14 protein-coding genes and 1 pseudogene are annotated in these 13,981 nt (G+C 72.4%); 12 read left to right on the top strand and 3 right to left on the bottom strand.

Going from position 1 to position 13,981, the window contains the following annotated elements; all coding sequences use genetic code 11:
• Positions 1-9 precede the first annotated feature (9 nt).
• Complete coding sequence (locus DEJ35_RS00195; protein ID WP_111191859.1) at positions 10-492, top strand: FBP domain-containing protein; 483 nt, start codon at positions 10-12, stop codon at positions 490-492.
• Positions 493-656: 164 nt separating this feature from the next.
• Here DEJ35_RS00195 and DEJ35_RS00190 read toward each other — a convergent pair whose 3' ends face one another.
• Positions 657-1,643 carry an aldo/keto reductase gene (locus tag DEJ35_RS00190; RefSeq protein WP_111191858.1) on the bottom strand — a complete coding sequence of 329 codons (987 nt, stop codon included), beginning with the start codon at positions 1,641-1,643 and terminating at the stop codon, positions 657-659.
• 111 nt (positions 1,644-1,754) lie between these two features.
• Between DEJ35_RS00190 and DEJ35_RS00185 the strand changes: the two genes are divergently transcribed.
• The 8 genes from DEJ35_RS00185 to DEJ35_RS00150 all read left to right on the top strand — a co-directional run bounded on the left by DEJ35_RS00185 (position 1,755) and on the right by DEJ35_RS00150 (position 10,241).
• A complete protein-coding gene (locus tag DEJ35_RS00185; protein ID WP_110859386.1) occupies positions 1,755-1,991 on the top strand; it encodes a hypothetical protein in 237 nt (78 codons plus the stop codon).
• A gap of 118 nt (positions 1,992-2,109) precedes the next feature.
• Complete coding sequence (locus tag DEJ35_RS00180; RefSeq protein WP_110859385.1) at positions 2,110-2,655, top strand: acyl-CoA thioesterase; 546 nt, start codon at positions 2,110-2,112, stop codon at positions 2,653-2,655.
• A 293-nt stretch (positions 2,656-2,948) separates the two neighbouring features.
• Complete coding sequence (locus DEJ35_RS00175) at positions 2,949-4,241, top strand: FAD-binding oxidoreductase (protein WP_181435458.1); 1,293 nt, start codon at positions 2,949-2,951, stop codon at positions 4,239-4,241.
• Positions 4,242-4,373: 132 nt separating this feature from the next.
• Positions 4,374-4,961 carry a YdeI family protein gene (locus DEJ35_RS00170; RefSeq protein ID WP_110859383.1) on the top strand — a complete coding sequence of 196 codons (588 nt, stop codon included), beginning with the start codon at positions 4,374-4,376 and terminating at the stop codon, positions 4,959-4,961.
• A gap of 73 nt (positions 4,962-5,034) precedes the next feature.
• Positions 5,035-5,916, top strand: coding sequence for an aldo/keto reductase (locus DEJ35_RS00165; protein WP_110859382.1), 882 nt, complete (start codon positions 5,035-5,037; stop codon positions 5,914-5,916).
• 190 nt (positions 5,917-6,106) lie between these two features.
• A complete protein-coding gene (locus DEJ35_RS00160; protein WP_258370040.1) occupies positions 6,107-6,697 on the top strand; it encodes a PadR family transcriptional regulator in 591 nt (196 codons plus the stop codon).
• On the top strand, positions 6,694-7,422 hold the full coding sequence (locus tag DEJ35_RS00155) for an ABC transporter ATP-binding protein (protein ID WP_111124063.1): 729 nt from the start codon (positions 6,694-6,696) through the stop codon (positions 7,420-7,422). Before DEJ35_RS00160 ends, DEJ35_RS00155 begins: the two co-directional genes overlap by 4 nt.
• Entirely contained in the window at positions 7,419-10,241 is a 2,823-nt protein-coding gene (locus DEJ35_RS00150; RefSeq protein ID WP_111191856.1) for an ABC transporter permease, read from the top strand. The genes DEJ35_RS00155 and DEJ35_RS00150 overlap by 4 nt, the downstream gene beginning before the upstream one ends.
• Positions 10,242-10,329: 88 nt before the next feature.
• On the opposite strand, the gene DEJ35_RS00145 is transcribed toward DEJ35_RS00150, so the two are convergent.
• Positions 10,330-11,001 (bottom strand): SDR family oxidoreductase, encoded by a 672-nt coding sequence (locus tag DEJ35_RS00145; RefSeq protein WP_027466861.1) that lies wholly within the window; start codon positions 10,999-11,001, stop codon positions 10,330-10,332.
• A pseudogene (locus tag DEJ35_RS00140) lies at positions 10,998-11,393 on the bottom strand (cupin domain-containing protein). The gene DEJ35_RS00145 and the pseudogene DEJ35_RS00140 overlap by 4 nt, the downstream one beginning before the upstream one ends.
• A 110-nt stretch (positions 11,394-11,503) precedes the next feature.
• Between DEJ35_RS00140 and DEJ35_RS00135 the strand changes: the two are divergent.
• The 3 genes from DEJ35_RS00135 (at position 11,504) to DEJ35_RS00125 (ending at position 13,930) form a co-directional block, all read left to right on the top strand.
• Entirely contained in the window at positions 11,504-12,661 is a 1,158-nt protein-coding gene (locus DEJ35_RS00135; RefSeq protein ID WP_111124061.1) for a sorbosone dehydrogenase family protein, read from the top strand.
• 55 nt (positions 12,662-12,716) lie between these two features.
• Positions 12,717-13,595, top strand: a complete 879-nt coding sequence (locus tag DEJ35_RS00130; RefSeq protein ID WP_111191855.1) for a helix-turn-helix transcriptional regulator — start codon at positions 12,717-12,719, stop codon at positions 13,593-13,595.
• 131 nt (positions 13,596-13,726) lie between these two features.
• On the top strand, positions 13,727-13,930 hold the full coding sequence (locus DEJ35_RS00125; RefSeq protein ID WP_110862935.1) for a hypothetical protein: 204 nt from the start codon (positions 13,727-13,729) through the stop codon (positions 13,928-13,930).
• The last annotated feature ends 51 nt before the right edge of the window (positions 13,931-13,981 follow it).

Genomic DNA, 13,981 nt, shown 5'->3' with positions numbered 1-13,981 from the left:
CGAACACCCATGCTCCCCATCGTGGAGAAGACCCTCCGCACGTCCTTCGTCAACGCCTCACGGAAAGAGGTGTCCGACCTCACGCTGCCCGGCGACTTCGAGACGCTCGACTGGGACGCGCTCGACTACCTCGGCTGGCGCGACCCGAAGATCGGGCGGCGTGCCTACGCCGTCGTGCCGACCCTGGACGGCGAACTGATCGGCATCCTGTTCCGGCAGGCCGAGGCCTCGCCCCGCTCCCGTGCCCAGTGCTCGTGGTGCCAGGACGTCAAGCTACCGAACGACGTCGCGTTCTACAGCGCGAAACGGTCCGGGCCGGCCGGACGGAACGGCAACACCGTCGGCACCCTGGTGTGTCAGGACTTCCAGTGCTCGCGGAACGTCCGGAAGCTGCCGCCGCCCGCCTACGAGGGCTACGACGTCGAGGCAGCGCGCCTCCGGCGCATCGAGGACCTGCAGGTCCGGGCCGCGTCCTTCGCCGCCGAGGTCTGAGACGCCGGCGTCCTCGGGAGACACCGCCGAGTCAGCGAGACGCCGCCGGATTCGGGGGCGTCTCGCGCTGACGCCGGCGTCTCGCGCCCGCAAACGCGACTGACGACGGACTGGAGGCCCGTGACGGATCCGCCACGGGCCTCCAGGTCGTCAGGTGGTCGCATTCACCGACCGATGGTCGACATGTCGGGGTAGCGGTCACCGGTCGGGACCGGCAGCGCCGACAGGCGCGACAGCTGGTCCGCCGTGAGGATCAGGTCGGCTGCGCCGACGTTCTCCTCGAGGCGGGAGACCCGCTTCGTGCCGGGGATCGGGACGATGTCGTCGCCCTGGGCCAGCAGCCAGGCGAGCGACACCTGCGCCGGGGTGGCCCCGGCCTCGGTCGCGATCTCCTTGACCGCGTCGACGATGCGCATGTTCTGCTCGAACGCCTCCTGCTGGAAGCGCGGGTTCGCCAGGCGGAAGTCGTCGGAGTCCAGGTCGGACGGCTTCGTGATGGCACCCGTCAGGAACCCGCGGCCGAGCGGCGAGTACGGCACCAGGCCGATGCCGAGCTCGCGCAGGGTGTCGAGCACGTCGCCCTCGGGGTCCCGCGTCCACAGCGAGTACTCGCTCTGCAGCGCGGTGATCGGGTGGACGGCGTGGGCCTTCCGGATCGTCGCGGCGCTCGCCTCGGAGAGGCCGATGTGCCGGATCTTGCCCTCCTGCACGAAGCCGGCGAGCTGGCCGATGACGTCCTCGATCGGGACGGCCGGGTCGACGCGGTGCTGGTAGTAGAGGTCGATGTGGTCGGTGCCGAGGCGACGGAGGGAGCCTTCGAGGGCCTCGCGCACGGACTCGGGCTTGCTGGAGATCCCGCGCTGCTGCGTCGGCGTCTCCTCACCGGCCTCGTGGTGGTACAGGCCGAACTTCGTCGCGATGACGACGTCGTCGCGACGGCCCTCAAGCGCACGGCGCAGGAGTTCCTCGTTCGTGTAGGGGCCGTACGCCTCGGCGGTGTCGAACAGGGTGACGCCGAGGTCGATCGCGCGGTGGATGGTGCGGATCGACTCGTCGTCGTCGGTGCCGGCGCCCGTGTAGAAGGCGCTCATGCCCATGGTTCCGAGGCCGATCGGTCCGACCTCGAGGTCTGCGAGCTTGCGTGTCTGCATGCTGCAGGTCTACTCCCGGTCCCCGGGGCGGCGGGAGGCACTGTCGGTACCCGCCTCCGCACCACTACGCTGCGAGGGACGGGGCAGGCGCCCCGGGCTCGGGGGAGTGTCGTGGTCGTCATCTGGATCGTCGTCGCCGTGGTCGTCGTGCTCGGCGCCCTGCTCGTCGTGCTCGAGGTGCAGAACCGCCGTCGGCGGCGGGCGCTCTCGGACCTCGAGGACTTCTCCGACCCCACGGCGGGATCACGTGCCGTGGCCGACGCCGACGCCGCGCGCTCGACGGCCGAAGGCGTGTCGAAGGCAGCGCACCCCGGCGGCAGCGGTGTGGGCGGCATGTTCCCGGGCTGACGAACCGTCTCGACTCGTTGTCGGGACCAGCCGTTCTGGTCCGACGAACGCCCTCGGGCTTCGTGAGGTTCCTCCAAGGTGCTCGCACGAGCGCTCCGCACACTGGTGTGATCGTCCCGTGAACCTGTACTTCCGACTGCTCCTGCTGCAGCTGCGCACCCGTCTGCGCGCTCGGGTCGGTGGACGCCGCCGGGCGTCGCTCTGGGACGAGGTGCGGACGCCGTTCCGGGTGGTCCCGACCGACCTGGACCCGCTGCGCCACGTCAACAACGGCAAGTACCTGTCGATGCTCGACCTCGGTCGGCTCGACCTGATGCTCCGTTCCGGCTACTGGGCCGCGCTGGCCGAGCACGGCTGGTACCCCGTCGTCTCGGCGCAGACGATCACGTACAAGCGTTCGCTGACGCTCGGGCAGCGGTTCGAGCTCCGGACCCACGTGCTCGGGGTCGACGACCGTGCCGTGTACCTGGAGCAGACGTTCGTGCGACAGGGTGCCGTGATGGCCCGCGCCGTGGTGCAGGCCCGGTTCCTGCGGCGTTCCGGCGGGACGGTGCCGACCGCGGACCTGCTCGAGGCGGCGGGTGGCGCGGACCGCGACCTGACCGTGCCCGGCTGGGTGCACGACTGGGCGAGTGCGACCCGGATCAGCAGCGGCGCGGCGTAGACAGGTCCGGTGACCGAACCAGCAGGCTCCCACCGGACGACCTCCACCTCACGCCGCGCGCTCATCGCCGGCGGAGTCGGTCTCGGTGTCGCCGGCATCCTCGCCGCCTGCAGCAGGCCGGGACCCGAGCCCAGCCGGTCACCGAGCGCCGCCGCGACGCGCTCGCAGACCCCTGACCCTGCACCGAGTGACTCCCCGGACCGCGGCCCGGACTCGTGGGATGCGCTGACCGCCGCGGTGTCCGGCACCGTGCTCCGGTCCGGTCCGGTGCGGCGGGGTGGGACGACGCCCGTGTGCTCGAGAACCCGCGCTTCGACGACGCCGACCCGCGAGGGATCCTGCGGGCGGCGGACACCGCGGACGTGCAGGCCGGCCTCGCCTTCGCCCGGACCACCTCGAAGCCGGTGGCGCTCCGGGCCGGCGGGCACTCGTACACGGGGTGGTCGGCCGGCGGGGCGCCCGGCACCGACGTGCCGCGATCGCTGGTCATCAGCACGCAGGACCTGGACGGCATCGACCTGCACGACGACGGGACCGTCACGATCGGCCCGGGTGCCCGGCTCGGCGACGTGTACGCCGAGCTCGCGAAGGCCGGACGGGCGATCGGCGCCGGTTCGTGCCCGACGGTCGGCATCGGCGGACTGACCCTGGGTGGTGGAGTCGGCGTCCTCGTCCGGTCCTTCGGTCTGACCTGCGACCAGCTCACGGCGGCCACCCTCGTCACCCCGGACGGGGCCGTGCACCGGGTGTCGACGTCCCGCGAACCCGACCTCTTCTGGGCCTGCCGCGGTGGGGGCGGTGGAACCGTCGGCGTCGTGACCGCACTGACGTTCCGGACGCACGCCGCGCCTCCCGTCCTGCTCTTCACGATCACGTTCGCGTGGTCGGCCGCCGCTGCCGTGGTGCGTGCCTGGCAGGACTGGGCGCCGACCGCCGACCGGGAGCTGTGGTCGTCCCTGAGGCTGCTGAACGGCAGTCGGCACACCGCGCCGACCGTCACCGTGACCGGTGTGTGGACGGGGTCGAAGACCGGGGCGGACGCCTCCGTCGACGGGTTCGTCCGGTCGACCGGTGCGAAGCCACTCGCCCACACGGCGGACGAGTTGGCGTACGGGGCAGCGATGTCGGCCCTGGCCGGCAGACCACAGCGGGTGTCCGAGGCGGCGACGTCGTCGATCGGCTCGGCGAAGCGCAGCGACGCTCAGATCGACGTGCTCGTCCGGCAGGCGGCCGCGGCGGGTGACGTGACGGGCAACCTCGAGGGTGGGGTGGCGCTCGACGCGCTCGGCGGCGCCGTGGCGGACGTCGGCGCGGGGGACTCGGCCTTCCCCTGGCGGTCGGCGCTGATGACCGTGCAGTACACGGCGGTGTTCGCGGACGGGGCGGATCCCGCGCCGTTCGATGCGTACGTGCGGGGGTTCCGGAAGGCGATGCGACCGGCGTGGGGCGACGCCGCGTACGCGAACTACTGCGATGCATCGATCACCGACCCGTCCGCGTACTTCGGCGACAACACCGCGCGTCTGCACCGCATCGCCGAGCAGGCCGACCCCGCAGGCGTGCTCGCACAGCCGCACTGGGTCTGACGACGGCCGGGGCCGGTGCGCGCGGTCCGGGTTTCGGCCCCAGCGACACTGCACGCGTCCTGCACCCCGTGAACTGTCGCTCAGCGCGGAACCCGACCGGGCCCACGGTCGGCAGCGCCCTACGATGACCGCATGGACATCGTCGACCTGGTGCTGCCGGACGTCGCCGCGTGGCGCGCCTGGCTCGACGACCACGAGCACGAACCCGACGGGGTGTGGCTCGTCCTCGCCAAGAAGGGCGTCACCGAGCCGACGACGCTGACCTACGACACGGCCCTCGACGAGGCGCTCTGCTCCGGTTGGATCGACGGGCAGCGGCGCGGGCGTGACGACACCACGTACCGCCAGCGGTTCACCCCGCGCCGGAAGGCCTCGCTGTGGTCGCAGCGGAACCTCGGCCTGGTCGCCGCACTCATCGCCGACGGGCGGATGCGCGAGCGCGGGCACGCCGAGATCGAGCGCGCGAAGGGTGACGGCCGGTGGGACCGCGCCTACGCCGGATCGGCCACGGCCACGGTGCCCGAGGACCTGCAGGCCGCCCTCGATGCCGCCCCCGCAGCCGCCGCGCTGTTCGCCGAGCTCGACGCCACGAACCGGTACGCCGTACTGCACCGCATCACCACCGCCCCGAACGCCACGGTGCGGACGAACCGGCTCACCAAGCTCGTCGGCGGACTCGAACGCGGCGAGACCCCGTACCCGCGGCCCACTCGTCCGTAGCCCTGCGAACGCGGAGAGCGGTCGGGGGACACCGACTCAGGGACCGGCAACGCACCGGGCGTAGACCGGGGACATGACCACAGGCACTGACACCACGAACCGTCCGGCTGCGTCCTCCGGCACCTTCCGCATCGGCGGCGACCTCGAGGTCAACCGGCTCGGCTACGGCACCATGCAGCTCACCGGCCCCGGCGTCTGGGGACCGCCGAAGGACCACGACGAGGCGATCCGCGTCCTCAAGCGTGCCGTCGAGCTCGGCGTGAACTTCTTCGACACCGCCGACTCGTACGGCCCCTACGTCGCCGAGGAGCTCCTCAAGGAGGCCCTGCACCCCTACGGCGACGACGTCGTCATCGCCACGAAGGCCGGTCTCACCCGCACCGGCCCGAACGTCTGGCCGCCCGTCGGCCGCCCGGAGTACCTGCGCCAGGAGGCCGAGATGAGCCTCCGCCGCCTGGGCCTCGAGCGCATCGACCTGTTCCAGCTGCACCGCATCGACCCGAAGGTCCCGCTCGAGGACCAGGTCGGCGAGCTGAAGAAGCTGCAGGACGAGGGCAAGATCCGCCACATCGGCCTGTCCGAGGTCTCCGTCGACGAGGTCAAGGCCGCGCAGGAGATCGCCACGATCGTCTCCGTGCAGAACCTCTACAACCTGCAGAAGCGTGACGCCGAGGAGCTGCTCGACTGGTCGGAGCAGCAGGGCATCGGCTTCATCCCGTGGTTCCCCCTGGCGACGGGTGGCCTGACCGGCGAGGACTCGCCGCTCACCGAGATCGCGGAGCGCAAGGGTGCGACCCCGGCGCAGCTCGCGCTCGCCTGGCTGCTCAAGCGCTCCCCGGTGATGCTGCCCATCCCCGGCACGTCGAGCGTCGCGCACCTGGAGGACAACCTCGCGGGTGCGACCGTCGAGCTGACCGACGACGAGTTCGAGGAGCTGGCGAAGCTGGGTCACTGACCCCGGGACGCGACCGCGGGTCGCGAACGCGGGTCGCGAACGCGACGACCGGGCGGACGGGAGGCGCGGTGCCAGCCGGCACCGCGCCTCCCGTCCGTTTCTCCGCCCGGTTCAGATCCGAGCTTGCGCAGGCATACCGCGTATGTGCATACTCAGTATGGCCACGGTGGCCCGAGACAGGGGAAGTGTCATGAGCGTTCGGATGGGCGTACTCGCGCTGCTGGTGGGGGGACCCGGTTACGGCTACCAGCTGCGGGGGGAGTTCGAGCACCGCACCGGCGGCAGCTGGCCCCTGAACATCGGCCAGGTCTACACGACCCTGGACCGCCTGGAGCGCGACGGCCTGGTCGCCCGCGGTGACGCCGACGGCGACGGACACGTCGTCTACACGGCGACCGACGCGGGTCGCGCAGAGGTGGCGCGCTGGTTCAGCGAGCCCGTGCCGGCCAAGCGCGGTCGCGACGAGCTGGCGATCAAGTTCGCCCTCGCGGTGACCGTGCCCGGGGTCGACGTCGCCCGCCTGGTGCAGGTGCAGCGCGGTGCCGCGATCCGGAACCTGCAGGACCTGACGCGGCTCAAGCGCACGACCGATCCGGCGGCGGAGCTGGCGTGGTCGCTCGTGCTCGAGTCGATGGTGTTCCAGGCCGAGGCCGAGGTGCGGTGGCTCGACCACGTGGAGTCGAGTGTCGCCCGGTACCGGCCGGACGAGCACCCGGCGACGCCTGCCAGTGCCGACGGTGCTGCTGACGCTGACGCCGCTGCTGCGCGGAGCGCACGGTGACCGCCGCACCGCTCCTGCAGCTCGACGCCGTGAGCGTGCACTACGGCTCCGGCGCGAAGGCCGTCACCGCCCTGGCCGGCATCGACCTGCGGGTCGAGCGCGGCGAGATGGTGGCCGTGATGGGCACCTCGGGGTCGGGCAAGTCGACGCTGCTCGCCTGCGCCGGCACCCTGCTGCCGCCGACGAGCGGTGAGGTCCTGATCGACGGCTCCTTCGTGTCCGACCGTCCCGCCAAGGAGCTCGCAGCGCTGCGCCGCCGACTCATCGGGTTCGTGTTCCAGGACTTCAACCTGATCCCCTCGCTGACCGCGGTCGAGAACGTGGCACTGCCGCTCGAGCTCGACGGGTGGAAGGCCTCGCAGGCCCGCCGCGCCGCGGAGCTCGCGCTGGACAACGTCGAGCTGTCGCACCGCGCCGATGCCTACCCGGACGACCTGTCCGGCGGCCAGCAGCAGCGCGTCGCGATCGCCCGCGGCGTGGTCGGGGAGCGTCGACTCGTGCTCGCCGACGAGCCGACCGGAGCCCTCGACTCGCAGACCGGCGAGGTCGTGCTCCGCATGCTCCGTCGGCACGTCGACGCCGGAGCCGGCGCCCTCCTGGTGACCCACGATGCCCGGCACGCGGCCTGGGCGGACCGGATCGTGTTCCTGCGCGACGGTCGGGTGGTCGACGAGACCGTGTACTCGGGCGTCGAGGCGGCGCTGTCGGACCGGACCGCCTCGTGAGCGGGGGTCGGCGTGCCGGGACCGGCCGGACGCCGTTCGCCCTCCGACCGGCGCTCCGTCTGGGGCGTCGGCTGGCGTTCGCGAAAGCGGGCCGCGCGGCACTGATCATCGCGCTCATCGGGATCCCCACCGCCGGGTTCGCCGCCGTCGCCGTCGTGGTGCAGTCGACGCAGGCCACTACCGCCGAGCGGCTCGACTACGACCTCGGCCACGCATCGGCGCAGATGCGGGTCTCCGGCCCGGACCTGCCCGGCATGGTGCAGGACCCGGTGCAGTGGGAGTTCACCGACTCGAAGCGGAACAGCCCCGTCACGGAGTCGGACGACGACTCACCGTTCACGAACGTCCTGGCCCACGTACCCGACGGCGCCCTGTCGATCCCGGTCGGCAGCACGCCCGTCGTGGTGCAGGGTGCGCACGGCCCCGTCGGACTGACCGCCGTGGAGGGCAGTGTCTGGGACCCGTCGCTCGAGGGCCACTGGCACGTGCTCGACGGTTCCGCGCCGACCACGCGCAGTGGCCTCATGGTGACGCCGGCCACGCTCGAGCGCCTCGGGGCGCGGATCGGCGACACGGTGGACCTGACCGACCCGGTCACCAAGCGCTTCACGATCACCGGGACCATGACCGACCTGGGGACGGACCCGGGGTCGCAGGGGGTGTTCCTGCCCTGGGGCACGACGCTCTCGACGACCGACACCACCGACGACGTCGGGCTCACCGACGTCACCGTGTACCTGCCGTCGGACGCCCCGACGTGGTCGGAGATCCGGCAGCTCAACGCGCACGGCATCATCGTGCAGTCGCGTCCGGTCGTGCTCGACCCGCCGGACGCCCGGCTCCCCGGTGGGCAGATGAGCTCGACACTCGGCTGGTACCTCGGGGCGATGGGGTTGCTCGGCGTCTTCGCGATGTTCGAGGTCGCCCTGCTCGCCGGGGCCGCGTTCCTGGTCGGCACCCGTGCGGACACCCGCTCGTACGCCATCGTCACGAGCGTCGGCGGCGACAAGCGGTTCGTCCGCACGATCGTCGCCGGGTCGGGCCTGGTGCTCGGGCTCGTCGGCGCGGTCCTCGGGGTCGCCGCCGGCACCGGGATCGGCGTGCTCGCGTTCCGGCTGATCGACAACGGGAACGTGGTGTCCTTCCCCGGGTTGCACGTGCCGCCGCTCCTGCTGCTGTCGATCGCCGCAGCCGGGGTGCTCGCGGGACTCGTCTCCGCGCTCGTCGCCGCACGGTCGGCCACCCGGATCAACGTGCTCGCGGCACTGCGGGGCTCGCTCCGTCCGGTGCCCGTCAGCCGTCCGGCCCGCCGTCGTCGGCGCATCTGGGGGCCGCTGCTCGTGGTCCTCGGCGCCGTGATGACGTTGGCATGCGGTGTCGGGGTGCTCATGCTCAACGACCGTCCGGTGCAGCAGGACCGGTGGGCCTACGTCGTCGGTGCCGGCGTCGCGATCGGGCCGTGCCTGATGCAGCTCGGCATCGCCATCTGCTCACCGTGGCTGCTCGCCCTGGTCACCCGGCTCACCGCCCGCGCGGGGCTGTCCGCACGGCTCGCCGCCCGCGACGCTCGTCGCAACCCGGTCCGCACGGTGCCGGTGCTGGCCAGCGTGATGAGCGTCGTGTTCGTGGCGTCGGTCGTGATCACGTGGAGTGCGTCGAGCCAGGCCCAGTACGTCCGTGGCTACGAGTACTCCACCGCGGTCGGGGTCGCGACGGCCGAGGTGCAGACCGAGACGAAGGACGGCGGGGGCACCGGTCGACACGACGCAGCGCTGACCGCGCACGCGGCGAAGGTCGTGTCCGGGGTCTTCGACCAGGACCGCATCCGGGTGCTCGGCGTCGCGCAGGAGCAGCCGGGCGACACCCCCTCGACCGTCACGATCCCGCACCGCTGGAGCGCGTACGACTGCCTCGCGAACGACACGACGAGCTGCTCGTACTACCTGGACACGGCGAGCGCGTCGACCCCGCACATCTGGACGGGGACCGTCGACGACTACGCCGTGCTGACCGGGCACCGGCCGTCCGCCGCCGTCCGGAGCGCGCTCGAGGGCGGTCGCGCGGTGTCGCTCTGGCCGGAGTACGCCCACGACGGTGCGGTCCGCATCGACACCTTCCACGACCGCACCTGGGACAGCGAGCCCGTCACCGAGCGGAGCCGACCGGCGGCCAGCGTCTCGATCCCCGCCGTGCTCGACGTGCAGACCCCGCGGATCCAGGTCGGCGTCTTCATGACGAAGGCCACCGCCGAACGGTACGGCGTGCCGGTGGTCGACGGCATGCTCGTCACGACGCTGCCCCACGACATCCAGCCGGCCCAGTGGGACGAGCTGAGCTCGGCGTGGCAGAGCTTCGGCGGCGACGACCGTGCACGGTGGAGCGGCCCGTCGTTCACCTACGAAGCCGGTCCGGTCGACAACGAGGCGATCATCCGGGCGATCGTGCTCGCACTGGCGGCGGCGGTCACCATCGGTGCGACGGCGGTGGCGATCGGACTCGCACGGTCCGACGGCCGGCGGGACGACGAGGTGCTCGACGCCATCGGTGCCGCACCACGCCTGCGCCGAGGGGTGTCGACCTGGCAGGCGGCGATCCTGGCCACGGTCGGCTCGGTGATCGGGACGCTCCTCGGACTCCTGCCGATCCGCGCCCTGACCCTGCGGTTCACCGAGAGTCCGGTCGGGGTGAACCACATGCCGTTCGTGCCGGACTGGCCGGTGCTGGCCCTGCTCGCGGTCGGCCTGCCCCTCGTGGTGACGGCCGGGGCCTGGCTGACCTCGCGGGGTCGGCGGCGGGTGACGGTGCGACGGGCGCACTGACGCGCGCGCTCCGCGAGCAACAGACGGACTGGAGGCCCGTGGCGGCGTCGCCACGGGCCTCCCGTCCGTCACGTGGTGAGCGCCACGCTCACGCGAGCTCGGGCAGTGCCTCCGCGTAGGTGCGGAAGTCGCCGCGCTCCGTGTGGATCGCCCACAGGCGGTCGGCGATGGACTCCCCGGAGTGCTCGGGCTGCCCGTCGTCGATGCCGAACGGGATGATGAGCTGGCCGACGTGGACGTCCTCGTCGCGGACGGCGTCGTGCAGCAGCTGCGCGTAGGCGCTCTCGGCGGCGAAGGCGACCGAGGTGCCCGTGACACGGGCTCCCGGGCGGACCGCGCTGCCGCCGTTGACGAACAGGATCGTGCCGTGGCCGATCGCGCGCATGCCGGGCAGCACCTGGCGGACGGCGTTGACCGAGCCGTAGACCGAGAACTCGATCGGGCCGACCAGGTCGTCCGCCGTGGTCTCGAGCACCGGGCGCATGTACTCCTTGGCGGGGAGCGGGCTGTACTGCAGCACCTCGATGGGGCCGAGCTGCTCGGTGGCGCGCTCGAGTGCGGTGCGCAGGGAGTCCCCGTCACGGACGTTCGCGGCGAACCCGGCGGCGGTGTGCCCGCGCTCGCGCAGTTCGGCGGCGAGGCCGTCCAGCCGGTCCTGGTTGCGGGAGATCAGGGCGACGGCGAAGCCCTCACGGGCGAAGCGCTCGGCGACGGCGAGGCCGAGGCCCTTGCCGGCCCCGACGATGGCGATGGTGGTCATGCGGTGTACTCCTCGTCGCTCACGTGCTCGAGCCAGGTGGTGGTGGTCGCCGGTCGTCGGCGCCCTCGAGCATCGCGAGGTGTTCCATGTAGTCGGTGGGGGTCGCGCCGTGCCAGTGTTCCTCGCCGGCCGGCGTGTAGACGGTCTGTCCAGCCTGCACCTCGATCACGGCCGTCCCGGGTACCCATCCGTGCGACGCCCTCGGTGACGTGCAGGGTCTGTCCCTTGGCGTGCGAGTGCCAGGCGGTACGGGCGCCGGGCAGGAACCGGACCTTGGCGACGGTCATGGTCTGACCGGGCTCCTTCGGCGAGGCGACGGCGTCGAGCCAGACGTCGCCGGTGAACTGCTCGGGCGGGTTCTTGACGGTCGGCTGCTTCGGTTCGATCTGCATGCCGACGACGGTAGGCCGGCGCGTCTGCGCGCGGGAGGTGCCGCCGGAACCCCTCAGGGGTTTCCCGAACGCAGCGTGTGTGATCGACCCACGACCCCGGGAGGATCATCGTGGACACACCCGCCGGAACGCCCCGTAGCCGCCGCCTCTGGTCGGCGGCCGGCATCGCCGCCGTCGCCGCACTGGCCCTGACCGCCTGCACGAGCGGCGACGGAGCGGACCAGGACGGATCCGACCGGGGCGGATCGCCGACGGCGCGCGCCACCGCACCCGCTGGCCTGTCCGCCGGTCAGGTGGCGCTCGACGGTGACACCACCGACGTGGTCACCGGCCTGGAGGCCCCCTGGTCGGTGGTCCTGACGGGTGACGACGGCGACGCGCTGGTCAGCGAGCGTGACTCGGCCCGGGTGCTCGAGCTGCGGTCCGACGGCACCACCCGCGAGGTCGGCACCGTCGACGGGGTCAGCCACGGCGGCGAGGGCGGCCTGCTCGGGCTCGCACTGCACGACGACGACCTGTTCGTGTACTCCACGACCGACGACGGCAACCGGATCCAGCGGTACGAGCTGACCGGCAGCGCGGGGTCGTGGGGGCTCGGGGACGCCACGACGATCATCGACGGCCTGCCGAAGAACACGTTCCACGACGGCGGGCGGATCGCGTTCGGCCCGGACGACATGCTGTACGCGAGCGTCGGGGACGCCGGTGCGAGCACGGACGCGCAGGACGAGGACTCGCTCGCGGGCAAGATCCTGCGGCTCACCCCGGACGGGGACGTCCCCGCCGACAACCCGATCGACGGGTCGCCGGTGTGGAGCCTCGGGCACCGCAACGTGCAGGGCATGGGCTGGTCGTCGGACGGCACGATGTTCGCGTCGGAGTTCGGCGAGAACACCCACGACGAGCTCAACGTCATCGAGCCCGGCGCGGACTACGGCTGGCCCGAGGTCGAGGGCACCGGCGGCGAGGACCGGGGCTTCGTCGATCCCGTGCAGCAGTGGTCGACGGACGAGGCGTCCCCGAGCGGCCTCGCCGTCGTCGACGACACCGTCTTCGTCGCCAACCTGCGGGGCGAGGTGCTGCGCGCGATCCCGGCCGACGACCCCGGAACCGCGACCGAGTACTTCGCGGGTGACTTCGGCCGGATCCGAACGGTGGTCGAGGGCCCGTCGGACACCCTCTGGTTCGTCACGAACAACACCGACGGCCGCGGGACACCGTCGAGCGGTGACGACCGGATCGTCTCCGTCCCGTTCACGCGCACGTGAAAGGGGTTCCCGCAGCCCCTCGCTCGCGCCGGACGAGGCGAAGTACCGTGACGGCATGAACCACCGCGACGAAGCGCGCGACTTCCTCTCCAGCCGTCGCGCCCGCATCACCCCCAAGCAAGCCGGCGTCGAGACCTTCGGCACCCGGCGCCGCGTGACCGGGCTGCGCCGAGAAGAGGTCGCCCGCCTCGCCGGCGTCAGCATCGACTACTACACGCGACTCGAGCGGGGGAACCTGCAGGGCGTCTCCGAGAGCGTGCTCGACGCCATCGGCCGCGCCCTGCAGCTCGACCCCGCCGAGCAGGAGCACCTGCGCGACCTCGCGCAGCACCAGAACGAGACCCCGCGTCGCGCCGGTCGTGTCGTGCCCGTCGCCGCCGTCCGACCCGAGCTGCAGTACCTGCTCGACGTCGTCACGGACGCCCCGGCGATGATCGTCAACAACCGCCAGGACATCGTCGCCGCCAACGCGCTCGGCTTCGCGATGCACTCGGACCTGGTCGCGGCACCGGCGCGGCCGATGAACTTCTCGCGCTTCATCTTCCTCGACCCGCAGGCGCGGAACTTCTACCAGGACTGGCAGCGGGCGGCGCACACGAACGTCGCGATCCTGCGGCGCGAAGCGGGCCGGACGCCGAACGACAAGGACCTCGCCGCGCTGATCGGCGAGCTGTCGATGCGGAGCGACGACTTCCGCGAACTCTGGGCAGCGCACGACGTCCGACGCCACTACGCCGGCGTGAAGTCGTTCCGGCACGGCGTCGTCGGACCGCTCGAGCTGCACTTCCAGACCCTCGAACTCGCCGAGGACCCGGGGCTCGCGTTGACGATCTACCCGGCGACGCCGGGCAGTCCGACGGCCGACGCCCTGCGGGTGCTGGCCTCGTGGGCGGCGACCGAGGGCATCGCGGAGCGGGCCCGTCAGCTCGCCTGATGCGGTGGCCGCGGCCACTGACAGCCGGGAGGCGCGGTGCCAGCCGGCACCGCGCCTCCCGGCCGTGACGTGGTCGCGTCGCACGACCGCACCAAGTGTCCACAGCCACGACGAGGAAGGGCGCATCCAGCATGAACGACACCGACTCCGTCCGGACGGTCCTCCCCGCGCCGTCGGCCGGGGGCCTCGGCCGACTGCGGTTCCGGCTGCGCGCCGAGCAGGAGATCCACGAGCTCACCCGCGATCGCGAGCTCGAGGAACGGGTCCGTGCCGAGGCGGCAGTGCGGCTCGCGCCCGGCCCCTGGCACCTGGGGGAGTTGTTCCGGCGTCGATGAGCGGAGAGGGGTGAGGACAGCACCTGTCACCGGACGAGGTGCAGGGCGCCG

The organism is Curtobacterium sp. MCPF17_051, from assembly GCF_003234595.1.
GTDB classification, from domain to species: domain Bacteria; phylum Actinomycetota; class Actinomycetes; order Actinomycetales; family Microbacteriaceae; genus Curtobacterium; species Curtobacterium flaccumfaciens.
Note: the sequence above shows the minus strand (reverse complement) of the source record. Positions and strands in the feature narration are given on the sequence as shown.

What these genes read in the sequence shown, in the direction of transcription:
- DEJ35_RS00195 (WP_111191859.1), top strand. Translation starts at nt 10, where the DNA reads ATGCTCCCCATCGTGGAGAAGACCCTCCGCACGTCCTTCGTCAACGCC.
- DEJ35_RS00190 (WP_111191858.1), bottom strand. Translation starts at nt 1,643, where the DNA reads ATGCAGACACGCAAGCTCGCAGACCTCGAGGTCGGACCGATCGGCCTC.
- DEJ35_RS00170 (WP_110859383.1), top strand. Translation starts at nt 4,374, where the DNA reads ATGGACATCGTCGACCTGGTGCTGCCGGACGTCGCCGCGTGGCGCGCC.
- DEJ35_RS00165 (WP_110859382.1), top strand. Translation starts at nt 5,035, where the DNA reads ATGACCACAGGCACTGACACCACGAACCGTCCGGCTGCGTCCTCCGGC.
- DEJ35_RS00160 (WP_258370040.1), top strand. Translation starts at nt 6,107, where the DNA reads ATGAGCGTTCGGATGGGCGTACTCGCGCTGCTGGTGGGGGGACCCGGT.
- DEJ35_RS00145 (WP_027466861.1), bottom strand. Translation starts at nt 11,001, where the DNA reads ATGACCACCATCGCCATCGTCGGGGCCGGCAAGGGCCTCGGCCTCGCC.
- DEJ35_RS00130 (WP_111191855.1), top strand. Translation starts at nt 12,717, where the DNA reads ATGAACCACCGCGACGAAGCGCGCGACTTCCTCTCCAGCCGTCGCGCC.
- DEJ35_RS00125 (WP_110862935.1), top strand. Translation starts at nt 13,727, where the DNA reads ATGAACGACACCGACTCCGTCCGGACGGTCCTCCCCGCGCCGTCGGCC.